Origin of the sequence: Haloarchaeobius iranensis, from assembly GCF_900103505.1 — an archaeon.
Classification (GTDB): domain Archaea; phylum Halobacteriota; class Halobacteria; order Halobacteriales; family Natrialbaceae; genus Haloarchaeobius; species Haloarchaeobius iranensis.
Map to the genome: position 1 here is coordinate 33,690 of NZ_FNIA01000009.1, position 22,527 is coordinate 56,216.

Consider the following 22,527-nt stretch of genomic DNA (forward strand, 5'->3'; position numbering starts at 1 on the left):
GCCCTGCGACGTGCTATCGTCCACTACTCGCATTGATATGACTGCGAAGCGTTTCGATTCGTAATGGTCGATTCGCACACGAACACGACGCTCACCGAGGGGGAGCTCGCCCGGCCGATGCTCCGGCTGGCGTGGCCGCTCGTGGCAATCCAGCTGCTGCAGGTCACCTACAACCTCGCCGACACGGCGTGGCTGGGCGCGTACTCCTCGAACGCTGTCGGGGCGTTGAGCCTCGCGTTCCCGCTCATCTTCTTCCTCATCTCCGTCGGGGGCGGCTTCACGGCGGCCGGGGCCATCCTCGTCGCGCAGTACACCGGCGCCGACAGCGACGGCTCGGCGAGCCTGGTCGCCGGCCAGACCGTCGGCTTCGTCGGGCTGCTCTCCGTCGTCATCGGGGCTGTCGGCTACGTCCTGACGGACCCGATGCTCGCCGTGCTGCCGGCGGACCCGGAGACCCAGCGCCTCATCGTCCCGCTCGCGGCGGACTACATGCGTATCTTCTTCCTCGGGATGCCGTTTCTCTTCGGCTTCTTCGTCTTCGTCTCGTTGCTCCGAGGGTACGGCAACACGCGGACGCCGCTGCGCATCATGCTCGTCTCCGTCGCGCTGAACGTCGTCCTCGACCCGCTGGTCATCTTCGGCGTCGGCCCGTTCCCCGAACTCGGCATCGAGGGCGCGGCGCTGGCGACCGTGTTCTCCCGCGGCGTCGCCACGCTGCTCGGCCTCTACCTGCTGTTCTGGACTGACGCCGGGCCGGACGTCGGTGCGTCGGACCTGGTGCCTGACCTCGGGACCATCCGCGACATCGTCCGCATCGGGGTCCCCTCCGCGGCCGAGCAGTCGATGACCTCGCTCGCGCTCATCGCCCTGACCGGCATGGTCGCGACGTTCCCGCCGGCGGTCGTCACGGCCTACGGGCTCGGCAACCGGGTCATCTCGCTCGTGTTCCTCCCCGCGATGGGGCTGGGACAGGCGACGAACACCGTCGTCGGGCAGAACCTCGGCGCGGAGAAGCCCGAGCGGGCCGAACGGGCGACCTGGCTCGCCGCGAAGTTCGCCGCGGTCGGCCTGCTCGTCGTCGCACTGGTCGTCTTCGCGGTGCCGACGCTGGTGCTGCGGCCGCTGCTGACCGCCGACACCGCCCAGGCCGCCGAGACGCTGGTCTACGGCGCGGAGTACCTCCGCATCGTCGCCCCCGCGTTCGTGTTCATGGGGCTGTTCCCGGTGTTCCTCGGTGCGTTCCGCGGCTCCGGCGACACCAAGACGGCGCTGGTGTTCTCCGTGGTCGCGCTCTGGCTCGTGCGCGTCCCGACGACGTACGTGCTCGTGTTCGTTCTCGGCTGGGACACCACCGGGGTGTTCACCGCCGTGGCGCTCGGCGACGTGGTCGGTGCGCTCGCCGCGATGACCTGGTTCACCCGTGGCACGTGGAAGCGCACCGTGGTCGACCGTGGCCGGGAGCCGGTGGCGACCGACGGCGGCAGCGAGCCCGGCGTGGACTGAAGAAGTAGCAGCTACTCGGTCAGGGCCCAGCCACCGTCCTCGGTCGAGGTGACGACATCCCGGCGTTCCATCTCGGTGAGCACCTCCGTCATGCGGTTCGGCTGGGCGATCTCCATCTCGATGCGCTGGAGGTCGTGGTCCTCCGCGAGGAAGTGGCGGATGTCCGCCTTCTGGAACGACGGCTGCTCGTGGCGCTCCATCACCCCGGAGATGATGTCGATCATGTCCTCGATGAAGTTCCACGGGTACACCATCCACGCCCACTCCTCCAGGCGCTCGCCGACGTAGTCCGGCTCGAACTCGCTCGTCTGGAGCAACTGGAGCGTCGCCGTCTTCACCGTGCCCGCGTTGCGCTCCTCGACGTACTCCTCGGCACGGCGGATGGAGCCACCGGTGTCCGCGATGTCGTCGATGATGAGCACGTCTTTCCCCTCAACGCTGCCCTCGGGCATCGGGTAGCGGACCTGCGGTTCGTCGGCTTTCTGTGCAGTGCCCACGTAGTGCTCCATCTTCAGGCTCGTCAGGTCGTCCAGCCCGAGGAAGTCACAGATACAGCGACCGGCGAACCAGCCACCGCGGGCGAGTGCGACGATGACGTCGGGCTCGAAGGAGTCCGCCTTGACGTCCTCGCTGACGTCCCGACAGAGGCCGTAGATGTACTCCCAGTTCGTGATGGTGCAGTTGAAATCATCCGGGAGGTCGCTCATACCCGGGACTCGCGCGTGTCGGCACTTAACCGTTTTCAGGTCTCCCGGGCGTCCGTTTCGCCGGTAGTACCCGGGTGCGGTCACGACCGACCGGACCGTGGCTCGGACGGGAAAGGCACAAAGCCTCCCCCCTCGTTCGTTCACGTGATGCACGCGATTTTCGCTGGCCACGACGAGCACGAGTTGGTACGCGAGCTGGAGGCAGTCGGGTTCACCGTCCACGTCGTCGACGGTGTGGCGAACCGGCCCGGGCTGGAGGAGGCTGGAATCGTCGACGCGGACCTGTTCGTCCTGACCGACGTGGGGCAGGCGACCGGTATCCCGGTCGCGAAGGACCTGAACCCGGACGTGCGGGTCGTCGTCTACTCCGACGACTCGCTCCCGGAGTTCGTCAGCGGCCAGGCGGACCTTGCGGTCGACCCGGCGTTGCTCGAACCCGCGACGGTCGCCGAGGAGCTCGCGGGCCAGTAACGACGACCCCTGCGAGTGGGCCTGCAAGCCCGGGTCGGGGTGGCCGTCACGAGAGCCACTGGTCCAGCAGGCGACGCTTCCGCCGCTGTAGTGATTCCCGGAGACCTGTCGCGGACCAGCAATCGTGTCCCACGCTAACGCACCTCGGCTGGTGCGGATGCAGCTACGAGCGGTTTCGGCGGTCTGAGCTCTTTGGAGTGGCGATTTCGCCGGGCTCAAGGCTCGTTAACGAAGCGCGTACTGTCGCCAGAGCGATATTACGAGACGGGAGCGGAACTGTTCAAGACCGTTCAGAGCCCCTAAATTGTCTGGACAGTTGTCCGTGTTCAAGTAGATACGATTCCTCGGCCCAGGTGGAGACCACGAGGACACAAATAGGTCGGTGTCAGAGGGTCACGCCCTCGTTCCCTGACAGGCGTGGTCTCCCGGTACTGGATATCGTCCAGTAACACTCCCCCTTCCCTTTCGACGTTCCCGCAGCGCCTGCCAGCCATCGGCTCAGTCCGAGCGGCGCGCCAGCCCGACCAGATGCGGTGCCTCGGGGACGATGATTTCCGCGACGCCGAGGCGTACTGCCGCCTCGCTCCCCGGCAGACAGCAGACGAGCACGCCCTCGTCGACGCCGGCCATCGTTCGCGTGGCGATGGCCCGGGTTCCGATCTCCTCCTGGGACAGCCGCCGGAACAACTCGCCGAAGCCTGGGAGCTGCTTGTCGAACAACGGCTCGACGGCCTCGACGGTCACGTCGTCGGGCGTGACGCCGGTCCCGCCGGTCGTGACCACGAGGTCGACGTCCTCTCGGTCGACGAGTCGGCCGACCGTCCCCTGCACGCTGTCGTACTCGTCGGCGATGAGTTCCCGGACAGCGACCTCGTGGCCCTCGTCGGTGAGGAGGGACGCGATGCGGTCGCCCGAGGGGTCGTCGTCCAGCGTCCGGGAGCTCGACACCGTGACGACCGCGACGCCGAGGTGGTGGTCGTCGTGCTCGTGGTGGTCGTGGCCGTCGTCGTCGACGCGTTCGCTCATGCCGGCGGGTTCCGGCGGCGACGGCATAGCTCTTGTCCGGGTTGCCCGCGTCGGCACGCTTTTGGCCGCGCCACGAGTCGCCACGCGCATGAAGGCCGTCCAGTTTGCCGAGCACGGCGACGCCGACGTCATCGAGTACGACGAGTATCCGACGCCGGAGCCAGACGACGACGAGGTGCTGGTCGACGTGAAAGCCGGCGCACTCAACCACCTCGACGTCTGGACACGGCGAGGACTGCCCGGACTCGACCTCGAGATGCCACACGTCCCGGGCAGCGACGCCGCGGGTGTCGTCGCGGCGGTCGGTGCGGACGTATCGCGCTTCGCGCCCGGCGACCACGTCGCGGTCTGGTCCGGCATCGCGACCGGCGACGACGAGTTCACCCGGAAGGGCGACCCGACGCTGTCACGGAGCTTCAAGGTCATCGGCGAGCACCTGCCGGGCGTCCACAGCGAGTACGCGACCCTGCCCGCAGAGAACCTGGTGCCGGTGCCGGACGACGTGCCCTGGGAGACGGCGGCGGCCGCACCGCTCGTCTTCGGCACCGCCTGGCGGATGCTCGTCTCGCGCGGTGACGTGACCGCCGGCGAGTCCGTGCTGGTGCTCGGTGCCTCCGGCGGTGTCGGCCACGCGGCTGTCCAGATCGCCGACCACGCGGGGGCAGAGGTGTACGCCACGGCGAGCAGCGAGGAGAAGCTCGACTACGCCCGGGACTGTGGCGCGGCCCACGTCTGCAACTACGAGGAGGAGCGCTTCGCGACGTGGATTCGCGAGGAGACCGACGGCCGGGGCGTCGACGTTGTCGTCGACCACGTCGGCGAGGAGACGTGGGAGGACTCGCTGAAGTGCCTCGCCCCCGGCGGACGGCTGCTCACCTGCGGGGCGACGACGGGACCGAACGCCGAGACGAACGTCAACCGGGTGTTCTGGAGCCAGCTGGAGATCATCGGCTCGACGATGGCGACGCCCGGCGAGGCCGAGACCGTCCTCGAACTGGTCTGGGACGGCACGTTCGAGCCCCGAATCCGCGAGACGCTCCCGATGAGCGAGACGGGCCGGGCCCACGAGCTCCTCGAGAACCGTGAGGGCTTTGGGAAGGTGGTCGTAATTCCGGACAGTGAGCTCTGACGCCGACACGGAGGGACGGACGGGCGACGGACGCGGCACACCCACCATCGACGGGGCCGACGCGACGGCGGGGGACGGCGACGACGAGCGCTACGTCCACCGGCCGGCCGACGGCGTCCACCCGGAGGCCGTCGACCGGGAGTGGAACTGGCGCGGCTGGGTGGTCGTCGCCGTCGTCGCCTTCTCGTTTCTCGTGGTGCCGGTCGTCATCCTCTACCGGCCGCCGTCGCTGCCGTACTGGGTCGCACTGCTCGCGTTCCCGATGCTGCCGGCGCTGTTGCTCGGTCTCGTCGCGGTCTGGGGGACCACGCGGCCCTAGCTCAGCGGTACCCGGCCGAAACTCGCCTCGAGCCGGTCGATGATGGCCTGGGCCTGGGCGACGTCCGACGCCGGCGTCGAGTCCCGCTCCGCGTACTCTCGCAGGTCACGCCACAGTCGCCACGCCTCGAACGTCGTCAGTGTCGGGTCACCGGCCTCGAGCTTCCGGGCGATGTTGAGCGCCCACCAGGGCTGTGGGTCGTCCTCGTCGTGCCCGGTGAGTCGCTCGACCATCACGTGGTGGACGAGCCACAGTTCGCCGCGGGAGAGCGACAGGTCGGCCGTCCTCGGTTGCTTTCGTGCTGACGACATCTGTGGATGGGCGCCTCCAGGAAGAAACTACGGTCCACCGCGACATAATCCTTGTCACGTGTTAACATATATTCTGCGGATATCCGCCCGGTCGCTCAGTCGAAGTCGCGACGCATCGCGATCTCGAACCAGGGGCAGAGCCGGAGCTGACGGTAGTACTCCGGGTTGTCGTGGAGGTGCTCGTAGGGGACCCACATGAGACCATCGACCTCCTCCGGGTCGGGGTCGAGCGTGGTGTCGGTCAGCGTGATCTTCAGCACGGCACAGACCTCGTGCTCGACGCCGGCGTTCTCGAAGTAGCGCTTGTACTCGAATCGGTCCGTGAGCTGGACGGAGTCGTACTGTTCGGGCGTGATGCCGAGCTCCTCCTCGAGTCGCTCGCGGGTCGCCGCCTCCTGGCTCTGTCCCTCGACGGGGTGGGACGCGACCGTCCCGTCCCACCAGGTTCCCCACAGCCGCTTCTCGGCGGCGCGCTGTGCGAGCAGGATGTTCTCGTCCTCGTCGAACACGAGCGACGTGAACGCGCGATGTCGGATTCCCTCGCCAGTGTGGGCCTCCAGTCGGTTGACGAGCCCCTGTTCGTTGTCGTCCGGGTCGACCGCGACGACCTCCTGTCGCGCGTTCTTGTGCGCGATGTCGTCGGCCGCGCCGTCGGACGGGTCAGACGTGCTCATGGCTCTACAATCGAGTACCCCGCTAAAATGGACTTCGACTCGCCACGGGCCACCATGTGGTGCCGGTGACTCCCAGCGGCGCCGCTATCGGGACCTGCGGTTCCGTGCCGCGCACCGACGCCACAGCCCGCTCCCCTGGAATGACCACCCAACCCCTAGTTCGTGCCGTTCACGCCTCGGATTCGACCGTCTGTGCCATCAGCGACTTGATACCGCCGTACAGCCCGAGCACGGCAGCGCCACTGAAGAAGCCCCCGATGGCAGTCACCAGCCGGACGTCCTGCGGAATACCGAACGCCGTCGGCCAGAGTGTGATCCAGAACGTGAACAACAGCACCATCTGGGCGAGCATCATCATCACGAACGCCGCACCCGTGTCGACACTCGCCTCTAGTTTGACATCCTCTTCACCGAACCGCTTGCTGGGGGTGGCCATGTGAACCAGTTAGCGGTACCGTTGGTCACCGGATATAGTTATCTGTTGGTTACCTACCAGAACTGCAGTGGTATAAAGTGTTTGTGGCCGGGACTCTCAACGGAATCCACAGACTGCGACGGGGTATAATCACGCACTACCGTGTGGCAACGGGGCGTTACTCCCGTCAGCCGAGCCGCTCGTCGAGGATGAGGCGCGTCTTCGTCGAGACGACCTCCTCCATCTCGCGGGCCTGGGTGATGAGGTCGTTCACCCCCTGCGTGTCGGCGCAGTCGACCACGAGCACCACGTCCTCCTCACCGGAGACCTGCCAGACGAAGTCCACCTCGGTCCAGTCGGCCATCCGCTCGGAGATCTGGGTCGTCTCGACGTCCATCGCGACGCCGATCTCTATCATCGCTTTCACGTTACCCGTACGCGTGGCGACGGTGAACCGTTCGATGACGTCGTCTTCGGTCATTCGTTCGACCCGGTTACGGACCGTCCCCTCGCTGGTGCCGACCTCCTCGGCGATCTCGGTGTAGGGCGTTCGGGCGTCCCGACGGAGGATGTTCAGAATCTCGCGGTCGAGTTCGTCCATGGAGGTGGTCATCTACCACCGGGGCACACTTGATGATTACGAAATTCGTAACGAAGCTTCGAAAGCAAGGTTTATTGACTTGGCTACATACGTACTTCGTAACGATGGACGCCTACGTAGCACTGGAGGGTGGCCACGTGGTCGAGGCACGTGGTCGGGCTCCAGGCACAGCAAACGGCGAACTGGTTTTCACGACAGCGTACACGGGATACGAGGAGAGCCTCACGGACCCGTCGTACGAAGAACAGATACTCACCTTCGCGTACCCGCTCATCGGGAACTACGGCGTGCGCAGCGAGCGCTTCGAGTCCGACCGGGTCCACCCCCGCGCCGCGGTCACCCGCGAGATGACCGACGACGTGGCGGAGTGGCTCGCGGAGGAGGACGTGCCGGCGGTCGACCACATCGACACGCGTGACCTCGTCACCGACATCCGTGAGGAGGGAGCGATGGCCTGCGGCATCGCCGTCGGCGACGACGTAACCCCCGAGGACGCGCTCGCGGAGCTCGAGGACTGCGTGCCGATGAGCGACCACACGGACATCGGCGCACAGGTGTCCGTCGCGGAGCCCGTCGTCCACAACGCCGAGAGCGACGGTTCGACGGTCGCACTCGTCGACTGCGGCGCGAAGCGGTCCATCGTCGACTCGCTGGTCGAGCGCGGCGCGACGGTCCACGTGCTCCCGTACGACGCCACGGCCGACGACGTGGCCGAAATCGACCCGGAGCTCCTGTTCATCTCGAACGGCCCGGGCGACCCGGAGAACTTCGACGCCGCAGTCGACCTCGTGGACACGTACGTCGGCGAGGTGCCCATCGCGGGCATCTGTCTCGGCCAGCAGATCGTCGCCCGCGCGCTCGGCGGCACCACCGAGAAGATGGACTTCGGTCACCGTGGCGTCAACCAGCCCGTCCGCGACTACGACACCGGGAAGGTCGTGATGACCACCCAGAACCACGGCTACACCGTCGCCGACGCACCCGAGGCGCTCGAGGTCTCGCAGGTCAACGTCAACGACGGCACGCCGGAGGGCCTCGACAGCGAGGACCTCGACATCATCACGCGCCAGTACCACCCCGAGGCGAACCCCGGTCCGCACGATTCGCTGTCCTTCTTCGACGACGTGCTCGGGCTGACCGGTTCGAAGCGAACCATCGTCGCCGACTGAGCGGGACGTAGGCGTCCCACGCCGTTCTAACACCCCGACGAAGTAGCAGCGGCTCGGCCGTCGGCAGGCACCCCGTCACACCCCTACGACGGGATGGAGTAGCCGGAGCGGCGCGCGACCAGTCCCGCCTCGGGGCCGCGCCACTCGAACGCGACGCCCTCGTGGGTCGGCGGCGCGACTCCGGCGACCTCGAACGTCCGGTTCCTGGCCTCCGGTGTGGTGAGTGCGGCGACCATCACCCACGCCAGGTCCGGTCGGGGAATCCGCCCCGTGACGGTGTTCTCTCCCTCGCTCGTCGCCACCGAGCCGGTCCCCTCGTCGTCAGTCGTCCGCCCGGTCCGCAGAATCGTGTGCGGGACGCCGGAGTCGCGGAGGTAGCGCTCGGTGGCGTCGAGCGCCCGGACGAGTCTGTACTTCAGCAGCCTGACCGGGAGCACCATGCCGCTCTGTGAGTCGCCGACACCGGTCGTCGAGTGGAGTACCACGTACGGGCGGTCGGCACCGCTCGCGGCGTCGACGAGGTTCCTGACGCCGACGCCGGCCTCGAGCTGACCGACGACGTGGGCGAGGCCCGTATCCCGTACGCTACAGCAGATGGCGTCGACGTCGCTGACGGCACCGTCGAGCCCCCGGCCGGTGGTCAGGTCCGCGACGCAGACCTCCGCAGCGCCGGCCCGTCGTGCGGGGGCCTCCCCGTCACGGTCGGTGACGAGCGCGCGCACCACGTAGTCGGTGTCCGCGAGGTAGGTCACGAGTGCCCGACCGACCGGTGTCGAGGCGTCGGCGACCAGCACGCGGTACGATTCGTGCGACACGGTGACATCCTACGTACTGAGGTGAGTAAAGCGTTCCGCGCAACCAGTTGGTCAGTCGCGAAACGGCCGGCTCAGTCGCCGAACTCGCCGCGTGGCGACCGGCGCTGCTGGCGACCCTCGCGGCGCTCCCGCGTCGGCGGGTGGACGAAGAGCGCGTCGGCGACCACGATACTGCTGCCGACGCCCACCGCCGCGGTGAGCAGGTGGAGGGGGAACGCGGTCGCGACCGAGAAGGCGGCCGCCGCGAGCCACAGGAGCGGGATCACGCCGAGCACGAGATCGTACCGAGAGACCGAGTCGAGTACCGTTGACGGTCGAACGAGCGATTCGACGTCCACGTGGTCGGTTTCAGTCCGCTTCATCGTCACCACCTCGTGTGAAACTACGGCAGCATCGGTTGTAAAATTTTGGCTCGAAACCACCGGGGAACCGCGAGGGAACCCACCTGCAATATCTGAAACACAATCGGATATTATTTCGAAATAATATCACCCCGGCGTACCGTCTGGTCTCCACGTGATGGCAACGGATGTCGGCCGATGACCTCGCAGTGGGTCACTCGCGGGTCGGTGCGTGGACGGTCAGCAGGTCGGCGATGATACCGGCCGAGACGAGCGTCGCCGCGCCGACGAGCAGGGAGAACGGGAGCGCGGTCACGGCGACGCCGACGGCCGCCGCGAGCAACGGGAGCGGGAGGACGCCGAGTGCGACGTCGTATCGCGAGAGCTCGATGGGGTCAGCCTGTGACATCGACCGTCTCGGCTGGCTCCACGGCAGCTGCACTGGTAGAAGTGTGGGGTCCGACCGACGCTACCCGTTCGCGTGCGTCGCTCCCGCCCGGTAGTGCCGGTTGTACTTCGAGAGCTTCCGGTAGAGCACGTACCCGACGACGCCCTCGAAGGCGAACACGAAGCCGATGAAGCCGAGGCTGCCGCCGACGAACGGGGCCGCACCGAAGCCGACGACGGTGACGAGTGTGTTGTACGTCGCGTGGATGGCGGCCGCGACGAGGAACCCCTTGACGACGATGGGGCCCCAGTGGTCGTCGCTGAACTTCGCGAGCCCGAGGTAGTAGCCCGCGATGGCGGAGTAGAGCACGTGCCCCGGGCCGACGAAGGAGCGGGCAGTCGCCGTCTCGACCGCGCCGGCGAGACTCGCGCTCGTCGAGACGGAGGCGGCCTGGATGACCGCCTGCGTGATGTAGAGCGCGTTCTCGATGGTGGCGAAGCCGAGTCCCGCGACCGCACCGTACACCGCGCCGTCGATGACGGCGTCGAACTGGTCGCCGTTGTAGGCGTAGACGCGGACGGAGAGCCACTTCACGGTCTCCTCGACGGGGCCGACGACGAGGAAGAAGAACACGACGAGCGTGATGGGGAACAGCGGCGTGCTCGGGAGCACGGCGGCGATGACCGAACGCAGCGCGGAGTTCGCCACCGCGGCGAAGCTCGCGAACAGCACCGACAGCAGGAACGTCACCGCGAGCGGCCCGATAGGGTCGCGCCCGGTCGGGTTCGTCCGCCAGATGGCCCCGACGATGACGAGCGCCGGCAGGATGGAGGCGGCCGTGAGTATCCCGAGCGTCGGCCGAACGCTGATGCCGTAGACGACCAGCCCGAGCTGGGCGGTGAAGGTCGCCAGCGCGAGCAGGACGACCGCCCAGTGTGCGCTCCGGACGATGCCGCCGTAGACGAGCACGGCGAACCGGTCGAGATGCGTTCGCGGCTCCCAGCTCGTTACCTCGTACCCGCCGTCCGTGACGACCTCCCTGTCGCCGTCGCCCCCGTCCGTCATCTGTCAGCGACGGTAAGACGCGGCACGTGTAGTAGGTGCGGCCAACGTACGTAGCCGGCCGAGAACTGCTCACGATGCCGTCTCGTGCGTCCTACTCGACCTCGAAGGAACCCTCCAGGCCGAGCGTCTGGTGGGGCGCACAGTAGTACTCGTACCGCCCGCTCGCCCGGAACGTGTGGGCGTGCAGGTAGCCCTCCCCGTAGGTGTCCGAGGCCGTCCCCGGCGTCCCGGTCCAGTCGGAGTCGTCGGGTTTCTCGCGGACACGGACGTTGTGTCCGGAGCTCCGCCACACCCAGTGGACGGTGTCGCCGACCGCGACGGAGAACGTCTCCGGCGCGAAGCTGAACCCGTCCGCCGCGACGTCGACGACGAGGGCCGGCTCGCGCTCCTCCGCCGGCACGCTGGTCGTCGTCGGGGTGGCGGTCTCCGTCGGTTCCGCCGTCGGCGCCGTCCCGTCCGTCGTCGGCCGACTCTCCGTCGCGTCGGTCCCGGCTGCCGGCCGGCCCGACGTGGCAGGGTTCGTCCCGTCACCGCTCTCATCGCCGCCGTCGCCCCGGCGCTCCGGCCCCCAGGGGTTCGAGAGACAGCCCGCGGTGCCGACCGCGGCAGCGAGGGCCGCGCCGGTCGTCCGGAGCAGATTCCGCCGGCTCCGCTCCCGACCGGCACCCGAGCCGCGCTCGTCGCGGCTCACGGCTCCTCCTCCTCCGTGCCCGCCGTGTGCACGTCGCGGAACTCGTAGCCACCGCGGACCGGCTGTCCGTCGTCGGCACCACCCTGGCGCGCGTCGACCAGCAGCGGGACGGCGTGGACGACGCCGGTCGCGGCGAACGCCCACTCCGGCACCGTCGCCGGGAAGAGCACGGCCGCGAGCAGCACGAGCCCGGCGACCAGACTGCCGACGAGGTACGCCGCACGGCTCCGGTGGGTGGCGACAACGCCGGTGACGAGGTAGCCGACGGCCAGCACGACGGGCCACGGCGTCCACAGCAGCGTGCGCGCCAGCTCCGGCGACGACACCAGCCCGTAGACGACCGCCGCGTCGAGTGCGAGCGCGGTGGCGACGAGCGCGACCCACAGCCACAGCAGCGGGGTGTATCGCACGGTCCGCGCGCCGGCGAGCAGGCCGAGGCCGACCATCGCGACCGTCGCGGCCGCCCAGAAGCCGACCACGACGACGGTGCCCTCGACGCCGACCGCGTCGAGCGCGAGGCCGGGACGGTCCGCGAGGAACTGCGTGACCCCCCCAGCCGAGGAGGCCCAGCACGCCGCCGAGCGCGAGCAACGCGTCGATACCGAGCCCGTCGCGCATGGTCTCGTCGGTCTGGGCGGCGTCGGTGTCCATCATCGACCGTCACCGCCGGCGAGCGCGGCGTAGTCGTAGGTGCCCGCGTACTCCGCGTCGGTGACGGGCACCGGTTCGGGGGGCTCGTCGTCGGTGGCGTCGCCCCCGTCGTCCGCCGCCACCTCCTCGACGTGTTGTCCCCAGAGTCCCTCGTGCTTCTCGACGGTCACGTCGCCCTCAACGCGGGTCTGGCAGGCGAGCCGGAGCCCGTTCGCCTCGTCGTGCGGCGGGAGGGTCAGCCGGCGTCGTTCGCGGGACTCGGGCTCGCTCACCTCGCCGTCGACTGCGACCGCACAGGTGCCACAGAGACCGTTGCCGCCGCAGTTGGCGACCTGTGTCACGTCGTTGTGCGGCGAGTGCCCCTCGGCCGCGAGCAGCACCGAGCGCAGCTGGTCGCCCACCTCGCAGGCGACCTCGCGCCCCTCGAACCGGACCGTGGGGGTCCGCCGGAACGTCGGGCTCCGGCCGTCGTAGACGAGGTCGACGGCCGTCGTCATCCAGCAGCCGCCGTACTTGCCGACGGACTGTCGGGCGACGGTGAACTCGTAGGTGCGGTCGCCGTCGGGATGTCGGGCGAGGACGGCCTGCGTGAACGTCTCGTCGTCGCGTTCGGTCGGTCCGCGCTCGACCGCGTCCGCGCCGAGGAGGCGGTCGTAGATGGGGCCGAGCAGCGCCGTCGCGAAGCCGTCGAGCGAGCCGTGGGCCGTCCGGAACCTCGGTGCCGAGAAGTCGAAGAGCGTCCGCACGCTGTCGGGGATCGCGCCGTCGGCGCGGGCCGCCGCGACATCGACGTCGGTCGCGGCAAGTGCGTCGAGCTGTGCCCGGACCGCGTCTGCGGGCCCGATGTCGGGCGAGGGACCGACCCGGGCGTCGCGCGAGTCGTCGTCGGAGCGGCCCTGGCCCGTCGCAGCTTCGGCCTCGCTGGTCGCCTCGCCCGGTCCGGTGGTCTCGTCGCTGTCCGCCGCCGGGCCGGTCATCGACGCCCCTCCACCGCGGTGCCGGGCTTCGAGTCCGGCGACCGCACCGTGAACTGCTCCAGTGCGCGCTCGAGCTTCCCGGCGCTCTCGGCGAGCCAGTCGACGCGCTGCTCGATGGTCCCGATGACCGTCTCCTGCTCGCGGGCGGTCGTCGCCACCTGCGAGGCCTCCGTCGCGGTCTCCGCGCCGATTTCGCGAACCGTCTCGACGGTCGAGCGAATCTCCGCGACGCGTTCGGTCTGTACGTCCGTCGCGGCGTCGATGCGTGCCGCGTCGACGGCCGTCTCGTCCACCACGTCCTCGACCGCGTCGAACGCGCCGAGCGCCGACCCGATGGTGTCGGTACCGCGTTCGACGGCGGCCTGCGTGCGCTCGATCTCCGAGAGCGCCGACGCGGTGTCGGCCTCGACGGACTCGAGTGCGTCCTCGATTTCGGCCGCCGCGGCCTCGGTGTCGTTCGAGAGCGTGCGTATCTGCTTGCCGAGATGGGTCATGCTGCCGTCGTCGTTCGACTTCTTCGCCTCCAGCTCGGTGTTCATCGCGAGGTGCTCGGTCTGCTCGGTGAGGTCGCGCACCTGGTCGGCGAGGTCGGAGACGTCCGCGACCGTCCGCGAGAGCGACTCGATCTCGTCGACCGAGGACGCCGTGCGCTCCTCGATGGTCTCGACGGCGTCCAGCGCGTCGGCCGCGGCGGCCGCACCCTCGTCGGTCGCGGCGGCGGCCGCCTCGGACTTCTCGGCGACGGTCTCCGCGCGGTCGGCGACGGCCTCGACGCGGTCGACGAGGCCCGCCATCGCCGCCGCGGTCTCGGCCAGCTGGGCGTGCTGGCCGTCGACGCCCTCGCTGATGGACCGCGTCGCTGCCGTCACCGCGACGGTGCCCTCCCTCGCCGCAGTGGCGTTCTCGTCGGCCTCGCGGGCGGCGCCGGCGACGGACTGGGAGAACGCCCGCACCTCGGCGACCATCGTCTCCATCTGGTCCATCATCCCGTTGAAGCTCGTCGCGAGCGCGTCGAACTGCGGGACGCCCGTCTCCTCGTCCATCCGGCCGGTGAGGTCGCCACGCCGGGCCGCAGACAGCGTCCGGGTCTGTGCGGTCGCCGTCGTCGCCAGCTCGCGGTTCAGCGACTCGACGGTGTCGACCTGCGTCGCGAGCTGGTCGCGCAGCTCGGCGACGCTCCAGGCCAGCTGGCCGACCTCGTCGCGTCGGGTCGGCTCGAATGCGGTCTCGTACCGCCCGGTCTCCGCGACCCGACGCGTCTCGCTGTCGAGTTTCCGTACCCCGCGCACCACCGACCGTTCGACCAGCGCGAGCGCGACGACGTTGCCCGAGACCACGACGGCGACTGCCAGGATGCCGCCGCGGTAGATCGCCTGTGCTTCGCCGTACGTGGTCGCGAGGTGGACGGTCGCCTGCCACACCGCGACCGTCACCACGGCGAGCGCGACGAGCGTGGACACGGCCGCCGCGGCCACGAACTTCCCCGTCAGCGACGCCCGTGGGTCGACGGCCCGGCGGAGCCGACGTGTCGGCCCTCGAAGTACCCCAGTTGCCATGGGCGTACCTGAACGTATTAGTTAAAGTGAATTTTCCCAGTTCCGTCCCAAATTGGGCCAAAATACCCGCGCTGTCCGGCGGCTACCCGGTTCGGATGGGCTGCAGCGGAACGCTCGTCGGGGCGGTCAGCCCCAGCGCTGCCGGGTCCGCGGACGGTCCTGGACCGGTAGCACCTCGAGGTCGTCCTCCTTCGCGGCCAGCCCCTCGAGGAACGCCGCCGCAGAGGCCTCGGTGGAGAGGTAGGCGACCTCCTCCTCGACGGCGGTCTTCAGGGCGTCGACATCGTCGCTGACGACCAGGTCGACGGTCCCCTCGATGATGGCCGCCTCGATGTCGTCGAACGCGGTGACGTCGAAGTACTCCTCGTAGCCCTCGACGTCGAGGTCGACGACCGCGACGCCGCCGGGCTCGATGGCGTTGCCCGCGGCGTCCTGGGCCTTCCAGTACGCCATGCCGAACGTGCTCGCGGTGCCCATGACCTCGCCGGTGGACTTCATCTCCGGGCCGAGGCGCGGGTCCGAGTTCGGCAGGCGGTCGAACGGCAGGACGACCTCCTTCACCGAGTAGTGCGTCGGCACCTGCTCGCTCACGTCGAGGTCGGCGAGCGTCTCGCCGGCCATGACCTTCGCCGCGAGCTTCGCGATGGGGACGCCCGTCGCCTTGGAGACGTACGGGACGGTGCGCGAACTGCGGGGGTTCGCTTCGAGCACGTACACCTCGCCATCCTTCACCGCGAGCTGGACGTTCATGAGCCCGACCGTGTCGAGCGCGTCGGCGATCTCCTCGACGACCTCGCGGACCCGTTCCGCCGTCGCGTCGTCGAGCGAGCGCGGCGGGATGACGCAGGCCGAGTCGCCGGAGTGCACGCCGGCGGACTCGATGTGCTCCATGATGCCGCCCAGGAGCACGTCCTCGCCGTCGCTCACGGCGTCGACGTCCAGCTCGATGGCGTCCTCGAGGAACTCGTCGACGAGGATGGGCTTGTCGGGGGAGACCCGAACCGCCTCCTCGATGTACTCTTCGAGTTCGGCGTCGTCGCGGACGATGCGCATCGCACGCCCGCCCAGCACGTAGCTCGGGCGGACCAGGACGGGGTAGCCGAGGTCGCGGGCGAGTTCGAGGGCCTCCTCCTCGCTGGTCGCGCTCCCGCCCTTCGGCTGGGCGATGCCGCGCTCGTCCATGAGCCGGTTGAAGCGGTCGCGGTCCTCCGCGAGGTCCATCGCCTCGACGGCGGTGCCCATGATGTCGCACTCGATGCCCCGGCGTTCGAGCTCGTCGGCGAGCGGTTCGCCGATGTCGACGGAGGTCTGCCCGCCGAACTGTATCATCACGCCGTCGGCGGCGGTCACCTCGATGACGTCGGCGACCTCCTCGGCGGTGATGGGCTCGAAGAACAGCCCGTCGGAGGTGTCGTAGTCCGTCGAGACGGTCTCGGGGTTGTTGTTCACGACGTGCGCGTCGATGCCGAGCTCCTCCAGGGCCTGCACGGCGTGGACCGAGCAGTAGTCGAACTCGACGCCCTGCCCGATGCGGATGGGGCCGCCGCCGACCACGACGACGCTCTCGGCGTCGCGGTCGACCTGCAGTTCGCCCGCCGCGGCCTCCGCACCCTCGTAGGGACCGGAGAACCACTCGGGCTTGCGCGAGGAGTAGTAGTACGGCGTCGAGGCCTCGAACTCGCCGGCGCAGGTGTCGACCTGCTTGTAGGTGCGGCCGGGCACGTCGGCCTCGACCTGCCCGACGCCGGCCCGCGCCGCCGACACCGGGACCCCCTCGTCGGTGGTCTCGACGTCCGCGCCGGCGGCGGCCTCTGCGTCGGCGTCGCCCGCGACCGCCTCGGGCGGGTCGGTCGCCTCGGCGGTCCGCCACGCGCCGCGTGTCTCCGGCAGCCACGTGAGGCTGCTGTCCTCGAAGACGTTGCCCGCGAGCGCCGATATCTCGGCGTTCGTGAAGCCGGCGGTCGCGGCGGGTGTGAACTCCCCGTCGACGACTTCCTTGCTGGCCTCGACGATGCGCGCAAAGCGCTCGACGTACCACTCGTAGATGCCCGTCGCCTCGACGACCTCGTCGACCGAGAAGCCGCGCTCGAACGCCTCGAACATCGCGTACGGGCGGTCGGGGCTCGGGCGTTCGAGGTACTGCTCGGTCAGTTCGTCGTCCTCGAGCTCGCCGAAGTCGACCGCGGGGTCGTACTCTGAGCTCCGCAGCGACTTCAGCAGGCTCTCCTCGAAGGTGCGGCCGATGGCCATCGCCTCGCCGGTGGACTTCATCGCCGTCGAGAGCGTGAAGTCGGTGTCCTCGAACTTGTCGATGGGCCAGCGTGGCACCTTCGTGACGACGTAGTCGATGGCCGGCTCGAAGGCCGCGGTCGTCTCGCCGGTGATCTGGTTGTCGATCTCGTGGAGGCGCTTGCCCAGCGCGACCTTCGCAGTCACGCGGGCGATGGGGTAGCCCGTCGCCTTCGACGCGAGGGCCGAGGAGCGGGAGACCCGGGGGTTCACCTCGACGACGCGGTACTCGCCCCCGGGCGTGCCGTCGTCCTGCCAGGCGAACTGGATGTTACAGCCGCCCTGGATGCCGAGCTCGCGGATGACCTCCAGTGCGGCGTCGCGCATCTCCTGGTGGCCGTCGTCGGGGATGACCTGCGAGGGCGTGACGACGGTGGACTCGCCCGTGTGGATACCCATCGGGTCGAGGTTCTCCATGTTGCAGATGATGATACAGGAGTCGTCGGCGTCGCGCATGACCTCGTACTCCAACTCGACCCAGCCCGCGATGGACTCCGTGATGAGCACCTCGTCGTTCCGGGAGAGGCGCAGGCCCTTGCGGACGCGGCTGATGAGCTCGTCCATCTCGTGGACGACGCCGGAGCCGGACCCCCCGAGCGTGTACGTCGTGCGTGCGATGACCGGCAGTCCGCCGACCGCGTCGACGGCGTCCTCGACGCGCTCGACGAGGTCGGCCTCTGTGAGCGCGCTGACCGACTCGTCCTCGTCGAGCGAGATGGTCGTCGACGCCGGGACGGGTTGGCCGATCTTCTCCATCCGCTGGCGGAAGAGGTCGCGGTCCTCCGTCGCGTAGATGGTGTCGAGCGGCGTGCCCATTATCTCGACGTCGTACTCCTCGAGGATGCCCTCCTCGGAGAGCTCCGCGGTGACGTTGAGCCCGGTCTGGCCGCCGAGGCCGGCGATCACGCCGTCGGGGCGCTCCTTCCGGATGATCTCCGCGATGGCCTCGGTCGTGATTGGCTCGACGTACACCTTGTCGGCCATCTCCGGGTCCGTCATGATGGTCGCCGGGTTCGAGTTGACGAGGACGACTCGTGCGCCCTCCTCCTGCAGCGCCCGGCACGCCTGCGCGCCGGAGTAGTCGAACTCGGCGGCCTGCCCGATCTGGATGGGACCGCTGCCGATGAGAAGTATCGTGCGTCCGTCGCCGGTGTCGTCCGGTGTCCCGCCGGTCATGGTTGTCTGTCGGTATCAAGTTCGCACATCGTAATAAGCGCCACGATACACTACGAGAAACGTAACGCCGTTTCGAAATTCGAACCCGGGCCGTGCTGCCACGGGGCACAGCCGCTGCTCGACGGTCGCTGTCCGACAGAGCCGTCGAGCCCCACTGTCGCTACGGGGACACTGTCGTACGAACGCACCCACCGGCTCGGCGCGAGCTCACCCCGACGCGTCCGACGTCTGGACCCGATACCGGTACGGCTGTGACCGGATGACCTCGACGTCACCCGTCTCGGCGTGCCGACCGAGCACCGTGGCGACGCGGTGCGGGCTGTCGATCTCGATGTCGTGCTCCTCGAGGAGTTGGACGATCTCTCGGGCCGACAGGGGTTCGTCGGCGTCCGCCTCCGCGAGAACGGTGCGTATCCGTTCGAACTCGCCCTGGCGGGTATGCATGTACGCGAGACACGGCCTCCAACGGCATAAAACGGTGTCAGACGAGTGTTAGACAATCACAGCCGCCGTCTCGGCTCAGAGCGCGCGGTCGTGTTCGGTCTCGAAGTCGCGCTCGTCCCGGTACGCCTCGACGAACTCGCTCACGTCGAACTCGAGCATCTGGCGCTCGAACTCGGACATGGCGCCGTCGTCGTCGCTGTGGCTGATGGCGTGCTCCATCAGTTCGACGACCAGTTCGACGACGATCTCGTGGAGCCGCCTGTCGTCGAACTCGGTCAGCCAGATCATCGAGCAGCCGACGGTGCCGTCGTCGGAGACGTCCGCGCTGTCGACTTTCTCGGGGAACTCCTCCATCACGATGCCCATGATGTGGACCGTCCCGAACTCGTCGAACTCGTCGGCCGGCTCGACGGTGTCCCGCAGCACCTCGACCAGCGACTCCGGGAAGAACCGCGACGGCGGATGGACGTCCATCACGACCGCGTAGCGTTCGCCGTCGTGCACGTACTCCCGCATCCCGAGGTCGATCTCGCCGACGTCGACCGTCGGACCGTCCGGCAGCGACAGCTCCGTCCCGGACCCGCCGGGGACGCGTGGCTCGGTCATGGACGGTCCTCGGCGTTCCGAAAGGAAAAGTGACGCGCTCTGTGCTTACGCTGCGTCGGTTTCGCCGTCTCCGGCTCCCACCGCTTCGTCTTCTGCGGCTTCTTCGTCGTCGGCTTCGGCTTCTTCGTCGGCTTCGGCTTCTTCGTCGTCGGCTTCGGCTTCTTCGTCGGCTTCGGCTTCTTCGTCGTCGGCTTCGGCTTCTTCGTCGGCTTCGGCTTCTTCGGCTTCGACCTCCACCTCGACCTCGATCTCGATGCCGTCGGCCTCCAGTTCGGCCTCCGCTGTGCGCTTGTCGCCGACCTCGATCTCGAGCTCGTCCCGTTCGACTTCGACCTCTACCTCGACGTCTACGGAGATGTCGTCTCCCATACACCGACCGACACCGCCAGTCGTAATAAAAACAGATGGTGACCCTACGGCCAGTCGTCCCGCACCGGCTCCTCGGACTCCGCCTCGGTCTCGGGCTCGCCCGTCTCCCAGCCAGCGGCGTCGGCGGCGTCCTCGATGGGGAGGTACTCCCAGCCGACCTCGTCGGCGAGGGCCGCGTCCTCGTCGGTGGTGCCGACGAAGACGTGGCGGTCGGTGTCGAACTGCTCGCCGACGCTCTCCAGACTCTCGCCCTTGCCGCGCGGCCCCGAGAAGAAGTCCTGCCGGATCCGGTTCTTCCGGGTGAAGTTCGTCACGACGTAGGTCGGTTTATCGGAGACGACACCGACGTACTTGCTCCAGCGCCGTGCGTCGTCGAACACCGCCTCGGGGTTCGCGAGACGCTCCAGCGCGGAGAGTTCGAGCGCCAGCGTCATCGTGCCGTCACCGTTCATGCGAGACCCTCGCCTCGGCGCGCTGAAAACGATGTCGATTGGGCCGTGGGTAGGGGTACTCGGTTATCGGAGCGTGACCCGGTAGTAGGCAGTGTGGACGATGACCTCGCCATCTTCGAAGGGTGCCTCCTCGGCGGGTTGTACGTTCACTGTGTCGCCATCGACGAGTCCCCGGAACTGGTCGAACGCCTCGTCGTCGAGCTGGTCGACGTGGCGGAGCGCCGTCACGTCTGCAGGAACCGTCTCGACCTCGCGTGCGCTGAGGTGAGCGTGCCGTCCCGAACTGGTGCCAACTGCCATGGGTCATGACAACGTATGACATGGCTCAGCTTAAATGTTCGCCTACCGGGCGTAAAGAACGGTGGGCCGGACCGCCGAGCCGAGAAACGAGGCCGTCGCCGTGGCTACTGCTCCTGTGCGGGTGCTTCGAGCATCTCCATCTCGAAGTCCTCCTCGAGGAGGAGGTCCTTCTGCCCCTCGAGATCGCGCTCCTCGCGGATGATCCGCTTGAACACGGACTGGAGCTTGAGGTCGCCGATGAGGACGCCGCCGATGAGCTTCCCGTTCTTGAACGTGAGCCGCCGCCACTCGGTGTCGGAGTACTTGCGCTCGCGGTCGTCGTCCCCGATGGTCGGGTGCCCGAAGGAGACGAACGGGAGGTCCTTGAAGTGCGAGATGGAGTACGAGGAGACGTGCCGGAACTCCTCGGCCTCGCCGTCGGCCGCGGTCATGTTCTTCGCGGCGACCGCGCCCTGCTTCTTCGCGGAGTCCCAGGAGCCGTTCTGGGCGTGCTCCTCGAGGATGACGTCGTAGAACCGCGTGATGTCACCGGCCGCGTAGATGTCCTCGACGTTGGTCTCCATGAACTCGTCGACGACGATGCCGTCGTCCGTCTCGATGCCGCTACCACGGAGGAACTCGGTGTTGAAGTCGAGGCCGATGGAGACGCCGACGAACTCGCCCTCGAACTCCTCACCGTTGGGGTCGACCGCGCCCGTGACCTGGCCGTCGTCGTCCGTGACGAAGTGGTCGACGCCGGACTGGAAGACGGGCTCGACGTCCAGCTCGCGCAGCGCGTCGTGGATGATGCCCGCGCCGTCCTCGCTGAGCGCGTAGCGCCACCAGCAGTCGCCGCGCATGAGGTAGTTCGCCTCGATGCCGCGGGCGCCACAGATGGCCGCGAAGTCGATGCCGAGCAGGCCGGCACCGACGACGATGCCCTTCTCGGACTCCTCGGCGTGGTCGGCGATACCACGGGCGTCCTGGAACGTCCAGAAGTGGTGGACGCCGTCGGCGTCGGAGTTGTCGACGGGGAGCTGCCGCGGGGTCCCGCCGGTCGCGACGAGCAGCGCGTCGTACTCGTAGTCGTCACCCTCGTGCGTGTGGACGACGTGGCCGTCCGGGTCGATGTGGGTGACGTGCGTGTTCAGTTCGAGGGCGATGTCGCGCTCCTCGTACCACTCCTCGTCGTGGAGGAACAGCGGGTCCTCCATCGGGATCTTCCCCTTCGCGTACTCCTTGATCAGGATGCGGTTGTAGAGGGGCTCACCCTCGTCTGTGATGACGGTGATGTCGGCATCGGGCGACTCCTCCCGAAGTGTCTTCGCCGCGGACCCACCGGCGATACCATCGCCGATGATGACGTACGACTCGGTCATGTCCCGAGGGTTTGGTGCGGGGGTTAAAGTGGATTGCTATCTTCGCAAACGTTCTAATCGTTGTTAGCGAGGGCCGCGGCGAGACGTTCTTGATGGTCCGCTCCCAAGCGCCGGGCATGAAGATACGCCAGAACGTCAAGCACTTCGCGTTCAAGGCAGCGCTGACGGCCCCGGTCGTCGGCGACGTGGCGAACGACAAGCTGGTCGACATGCACACGGGCATCTTCCTCGACCGGGCCGACGAGGCCCACCGCGAGGAGCGCCGGGACCACCTCGACGACTTCTTCGACGCGACGATGGACACCTACCTCGCCGCGCTCGACTACATGCCCGAGGCCGAGGCCCGGGAGATAACCCACGTGCAGGCGAACTTCGACTTCTACAACCACGGCTGGACGGAGATGATGGAGTTCCCCACCGACGAGCTGGAGGCGCACTACGAGCGCTACCGCGAGTTCTTCACGGACTACGGCATCACCATCGACGACCCGCTCGGCGAGTTCACTCCCGAGGACGGCGTCGCCGGGGCGCCCTCGACGCCGGAGAAGCTCGACGACCCGGAACACCCCCACGCGGAGGGCGGCTTCGCCGACGACGTGTACGTCGAGACCGACGACGGCGAGGTCGTCATCGGCGGACAGGAGGAGCCGGACGATATCTCCCCGGCGGACGCGCCCGGCGTCGACCCGGAGGAGGCCGAGGGCTGACGGGAGCGCGACGGGCG

Annotated in this window: 28 protein-coding genes; 7 read left to right on the forward strand and 21 right to left on the reverse strand. The window is 68.4% G+C overall.

Annotated features, from left to right (window positions below; genetic code table 11):
* The first annotated feature begins 63 nt into the window (after window positions 1-63).
* On the forward strand, window positions 64-1,503 hold the full coding sequence (locus BLT27_RS09490; RefSeq protein ID WP_089733226.1) for an MATE family efflux transporter: 1,440 nt from the start codon (window positions 64-66) through the stop codon (window positions 1,501-1,503).
* 11 nt (window positions 1,504-1,514) lie between these two features.
* Here the strand turns inward: BLT27_RS09490 and BLT27_RS09495 are convergent, their stop codons facing one another.
* A complete protein-coding gene (locus BLT27_RS09495; RefSeq protein ID WP_089733229.1) occupies window positions 1,515-2,210 on the reverse strand; it encodes a phosphoribosyltransferase in 696 nt (231 codons plus the stop codon).
* Window positions 2,211-2,357: 147 nt separating this feature from the next.
* Here BLT27_RS09495 and BLT27_RS09500 point away from each other — a divergent pair, with 147 nt between their 5' ends.
* On the forward strand, window positions 2,358-2,681 hold the full coding sequence (locus tag BLT27_RS09500) for a DUF7126 family protein (RefSeq protein ID WP_089733231.1): 324 nt from the start codon (window positions 2,358-2,360) through the stop codon (window positions 2,679-2,681).
* 498 nt (window positions 2,682-3,179) lie between these two features.
* Here BLT27_RS09500 and BLT27_RS09505 read toward each other — a convergent pair whose 3' ends face one another.
* Window positions 3,180-3,734 (reverse strand): MogA/MoaB family molybdenum cofactor biosynthesis protein, encoded by a 555-nt coding sequence (locus BLT27_RS09505; RefSeq protein ID WP_175526428.1) that lies wholly within the window; start codon window positions 3,732-3,734, stop codon window positions 3,180-3,182.
* 61 nt (window positions 3,735-3,795) lie between these two features.
* Between BLT27_RS09505 and BLT27_RS09510 the strand changes: the two genes are divergently transcribed.
* Both BLT27_RS09510 and BLT27_RS09515 read left to right on the forward strand, forming a co-directional pair.
* The gene (locus tag BLT27_RS09510; RefSeq protein ID WP_089733234.1) at window positions 3,796-4,836 is read left to right on the forward strand and encodes a zinc-binding dehydrogenase; all 1,041 of its coding nucleotides are present in this window, start codon (window positions 3,796-3,798) and stop codon (window positions 4,834-4,836) included.
* On the forward strand, window positions 4,826-5,155 hold the full coding sequence (locus tag BLT27_RS09515) for a DUF7977 family protein (RefSeq protein WP_089733236.1): 330 nt from the start codon (window positions 4,826-4,828) through the stop codon (window positions 5,153-5,155). The genes BLT27_RS09510 and BLT27_RS09515 overlap by 11 nt, the downstream gene beginning before the upstream one ends.
* Here the strand turns inward: BLT27_RS09515 and BLT27_RS09520 are convergent.
* The 4 genes from BLT27_RS09520 to BLT27_RS09535 all read right to left on the reverse strand — a co-directional run bounded on the left by BLT27_RS09520 (window position 5,152) and on the right by BLT27_RS09535 (window position 7,156).
* On the reverse strand, window positions 5,152-5,466 hold the full coding sequence (locus BLT27_RS09520) for a DUF7853 family protein (RefSeq protein ID WP_089733238.1): 315 nt from the start codon (window positions 5,464-5,466) through the stop codon (window positions 5,152-5,154). The two genes, BLT27_RS09515 and BLT27_RS09520, sit on opposite strands and share 4 nt — an antisense overlap.
* 95 nt (window positions 5,467-5,561) lie before the next feature.
* A complete protein-coding gene (locus tag BLT27_RS09525; RefSeq protein ID WP_089733240.1) occupies window positions 5,562-6,140 on the reverse strand; it encodes an isopentenyl-diphosphate Delta-isomerase in 579 nt (192 codons plus the stop codon).
* Window positions 6,141-6,309: 169 nt separating this feature from the next.
* Window positions 6,310-6,576, reverse strand: coding sequence for a hypothetical protein (locus BLT27_RS09530; protein WP_089733242.1), 267 nt, complete (start codon window positions 6,574-6,576; stop codon window positions 6,310-6,312).
* A gap of 166 nt (window positions 6,577-6,742) precedes the next feature.
* Window positions 6,743-7,156: an Lrp/AsnC family transcriptional regulator gene (locus tag BLT27_RS09535; RefSeq protein WP_089733493.1), complete on the reverse strand. Its 414-nt coding sequence runs from the start codon at window positions 7,154-7,156 to the stop codon at window positions 6,743-6,745.
* Between the two features lie 104 nt (window positions 7,157-7,260).
* On the opposite strand from BLT27_RS09535, the gene carA reads away from it, so the two are divergent.
* A complete protein-coding gene (carA, locus tag BLT27_RS09540; protein ID WP_089733244.1) occupies window positions 7,261-8,325 on the forward strand; it encodes a glutamine-hydrolyzing carbamoyl-phosphate synthase small subunit in 1,065 nt (354 codons plus the stop codon).
* An 83-nt stretch (window positions 8,326-8,408) separates the two neighbouring features.
* Here carA and BLT27_RS09545 read toward each other — a convergent pair whose 3' ends face one another.
* The 6 genes from BLT27_RS09545 to BLT27_RS20180 all read right to left on the reverse strand — a co-directional run bounded on the left by BLT27_RS09545 (window position 8,409) and on the right by BLT27_RS20180 (window position 12,104).
* Window positions 8,409-9,140, reverse strand: coding sequence for an NAD(P)H-binding protein (locus BLT27_RS09545; RefSeq protein ID WP_089733246.1), 732 nt, complete (start codon window positions 9,138-9,140; stop codon window positions 8,409-8,411).
* A 71-nt stretch (window positions 9,141-9,211) separates the two neighbouring features.
* Window positions 9,212-9,502 (reverse strand): DUF8015 family protein, encoded by a 291-nt coding sequence (locus tag BLT27_RS09550; RefSeq protein ID WP_139172289.1) that lies wholly within the window; start codon window positions 9,500-9,502, stop codon window positions 9,212-9,214.
* Window positions 9,503-9,695: 193 nt separating this feature from the next.
* Complete coding sequence (locus BLT27_RS09555; protein WP_139172290.1) at window positions 9,696-9,890, reverse strand: DUF8015 family protein; 195 nt, start codon at window positions 9,888-9,890, stop codon at window positions 9,696-9,698.
* Between the two features lie 60 nt (window positions 9,891-9,950).
* Window positions 9,951-10,934, reverse strand: a complete 984-nt coding sequence (locus tag BLT27_RS09560; protein ID WP_089733253.1) for a PrsW family intramembrane metalloprotease — start codon at window positions 10,932-10,934, stop codon at window positions 9,951-9,953.
* 91 nt (window positions 10,935-11,025) lie between these two features.
* Window positions 11,026-11,625 (reverse strand): plastocyanin/azurin family copper-binding protein, encoded by a 600-nt coding sequence (locus tag BLT27_RS20175; protein WP_245707705.1) that lies wholly within the window; start codon window positions 11,623-11,625, stop codon window positions 11,026-11,028.
* Window positions 11,622-12,104, reverse strand: coding sequence for a hypothetical protein (locus tag BLT27_RS20180; RefSeq protein WP_089733256.1), 483 nt, complete (start codon window positions 12,102-12,104; stop codon window positions 11,622-11,624). Before BLT27_RS20180 ends, BLT27_RS20175 begins: the two co-directional genes overlap by 4 nt.
* 64 nt (window positions 12,105-12,168) lie before the next feature.
* On the opposite strand from BLT27_RS20180, the gene BLT27_RS20185 reads away from it, so the two are divergent.
* Complete coding sequence (locus tag BLT27_RS20185) at window positions 12,169-12,309, forward strand: hypothetical protein (protein WP_175526429.1); 141 nt, start codon at window positions 12,169-12,171, stop codon at window positions 12,307-12,309.
* Here BLT27_RS20185 and BLT27_RS20190 read toward each other — a convergent pair.
* The 9 genes from BLT27_RS20190 to BLT27_RS09615 form a co-directional block, all read right to left on the reverse strand.
* Window positions 12,276-13,253 (reverse strand): 2Fe-2S iron-sulfur cluster-binding protein, encoded by a 978-nt coding sequence (locus BLT27_RS20190; protein WP_245707707.1) that lies wholly within the window; start codon window positions 13,251-13,253, stop codon window positions 12,276-12,278. The two genes, BLT27_RS20185 and BLT27_RS20190, sit on opposite strands and share 34 nt — an antisense overlap.
* On the reverse strand, window positions 13,250-14,809 hold the full coding sequence (locus BLT27_RS09580) for a methyl-accepting chemotaxis protein (protein ID WP_089733258.1): 1,560 nt from the start codon (window positions 14,807-14,809) through the stop codon (window positions 13,250-13,252). Before BLT27_RS09580 ends, BLT27_RS20190 begins: the two co-directional genes overlap by 4 nt.
* Before the next feature lie 126 nt (window positions 14,810-14,935).
* Window positions 14,936-18,274 (reverse strand): carbamoyl-phosphate synthase large subunit, encoded by a 3,339-nt coding sequence (carB, locus tag BLT27_RS09585; protein WP_089733260.1) that lies wholly within the window; start codon window positions 18,272-18,274, stop codon window positions 14,936-14,938.
* A gap of 207 nt (window positions 18,275-18,481) precedes the next feature.
* Entirely contained in the window at window positions 18,482-18,718 is a 237-nt protein-coding gene (locus tag BLT27_RS09590) for a hypothetical protein (RefSeq protein WP_089733263.1), read from the reverse strand.
* Between the two features lie 75 nt (window positions 18,719-18,793).
* Window positions 18,794-19,324 carry a DUF5815 family protein gene (locus BLT27_RS09595; RefSeq protein ID WP_089733264.1) on the reverse strand — a complete coding sequence of 177 codons (531 nt, stop codon included), beginning with the start codon at window positions 19,322-19,324 and terminating at the stop codon, window positions 18,794-18,796.
* A 45-nt stretch (window positions 19,325-19,369) separates the two neighbouring features.
* Complete coding sequence (locus BLT27_RS09600; RefSeq protein WP_089733267.1) at window positions 19,370-19,693, reverse strand: hypothetical protein; 324 nt, start codon at window positions 19,691-19,693, stop codon at window positions 19,370-19,372.
* A 44-nt stretch (window positions 19,694-19,737) separates the two neighbouring features.
* The gene (locus BLT27_RS09605) at window positions 19,738-20,145 is read right to left on the reverse strand and encodes a DUF7124 domain-containing protein (RefSeq protein ID WP_089733269.1); all 408 of its coding nucleotides are present in this window, start codon (window positions 20,143-20,145) and stop codon (window positions 19,738-19,740) included.
* Window positions 20,146-20,208: 63 nt separating this feature from the next.
* Window positions 20,209-20,445, reverse strand: a complete 237-nt coding sequence (locus tag BLT27_RS09610; RefSeq protein ID WP_089733271.1) for a DUF7979 domain-containing protein — start codon at window positions 20,443-20,445, stop codon at window positions 20,209-20,211.
* A 104-nt stretch (window positions 20,446-20,549) separates the two neighbouring features.
* Complete coding sequence (locus BLT27_RS09615; RefSeq protein ID WP_089733273.1) at window positions 20,550-21,803, reverse strand: NAD(P)/FAD-dependent oxidoreductase; 1,254 nt, start codon at window positions 21,801-21,803, stop codon at window positions 20,550-20,552.
* A gap of 116 nt (window positions 21,804-21,919) precedes the next feature.
* Between BLT27_RS09615 and BLT27_RS09620 the strand changes: the two genes are divergently transcribed.
* Entirely contained in the window at window positions 21,920-22,510 is a 591-nt protein-coding gene (locus BLT27_RS09620) for a DUF6149 family protein (protein WP_089733275.1), read from the forward strand.
* Window positions 22,511-22,527 lie beyond the last annotated feature (17 nt).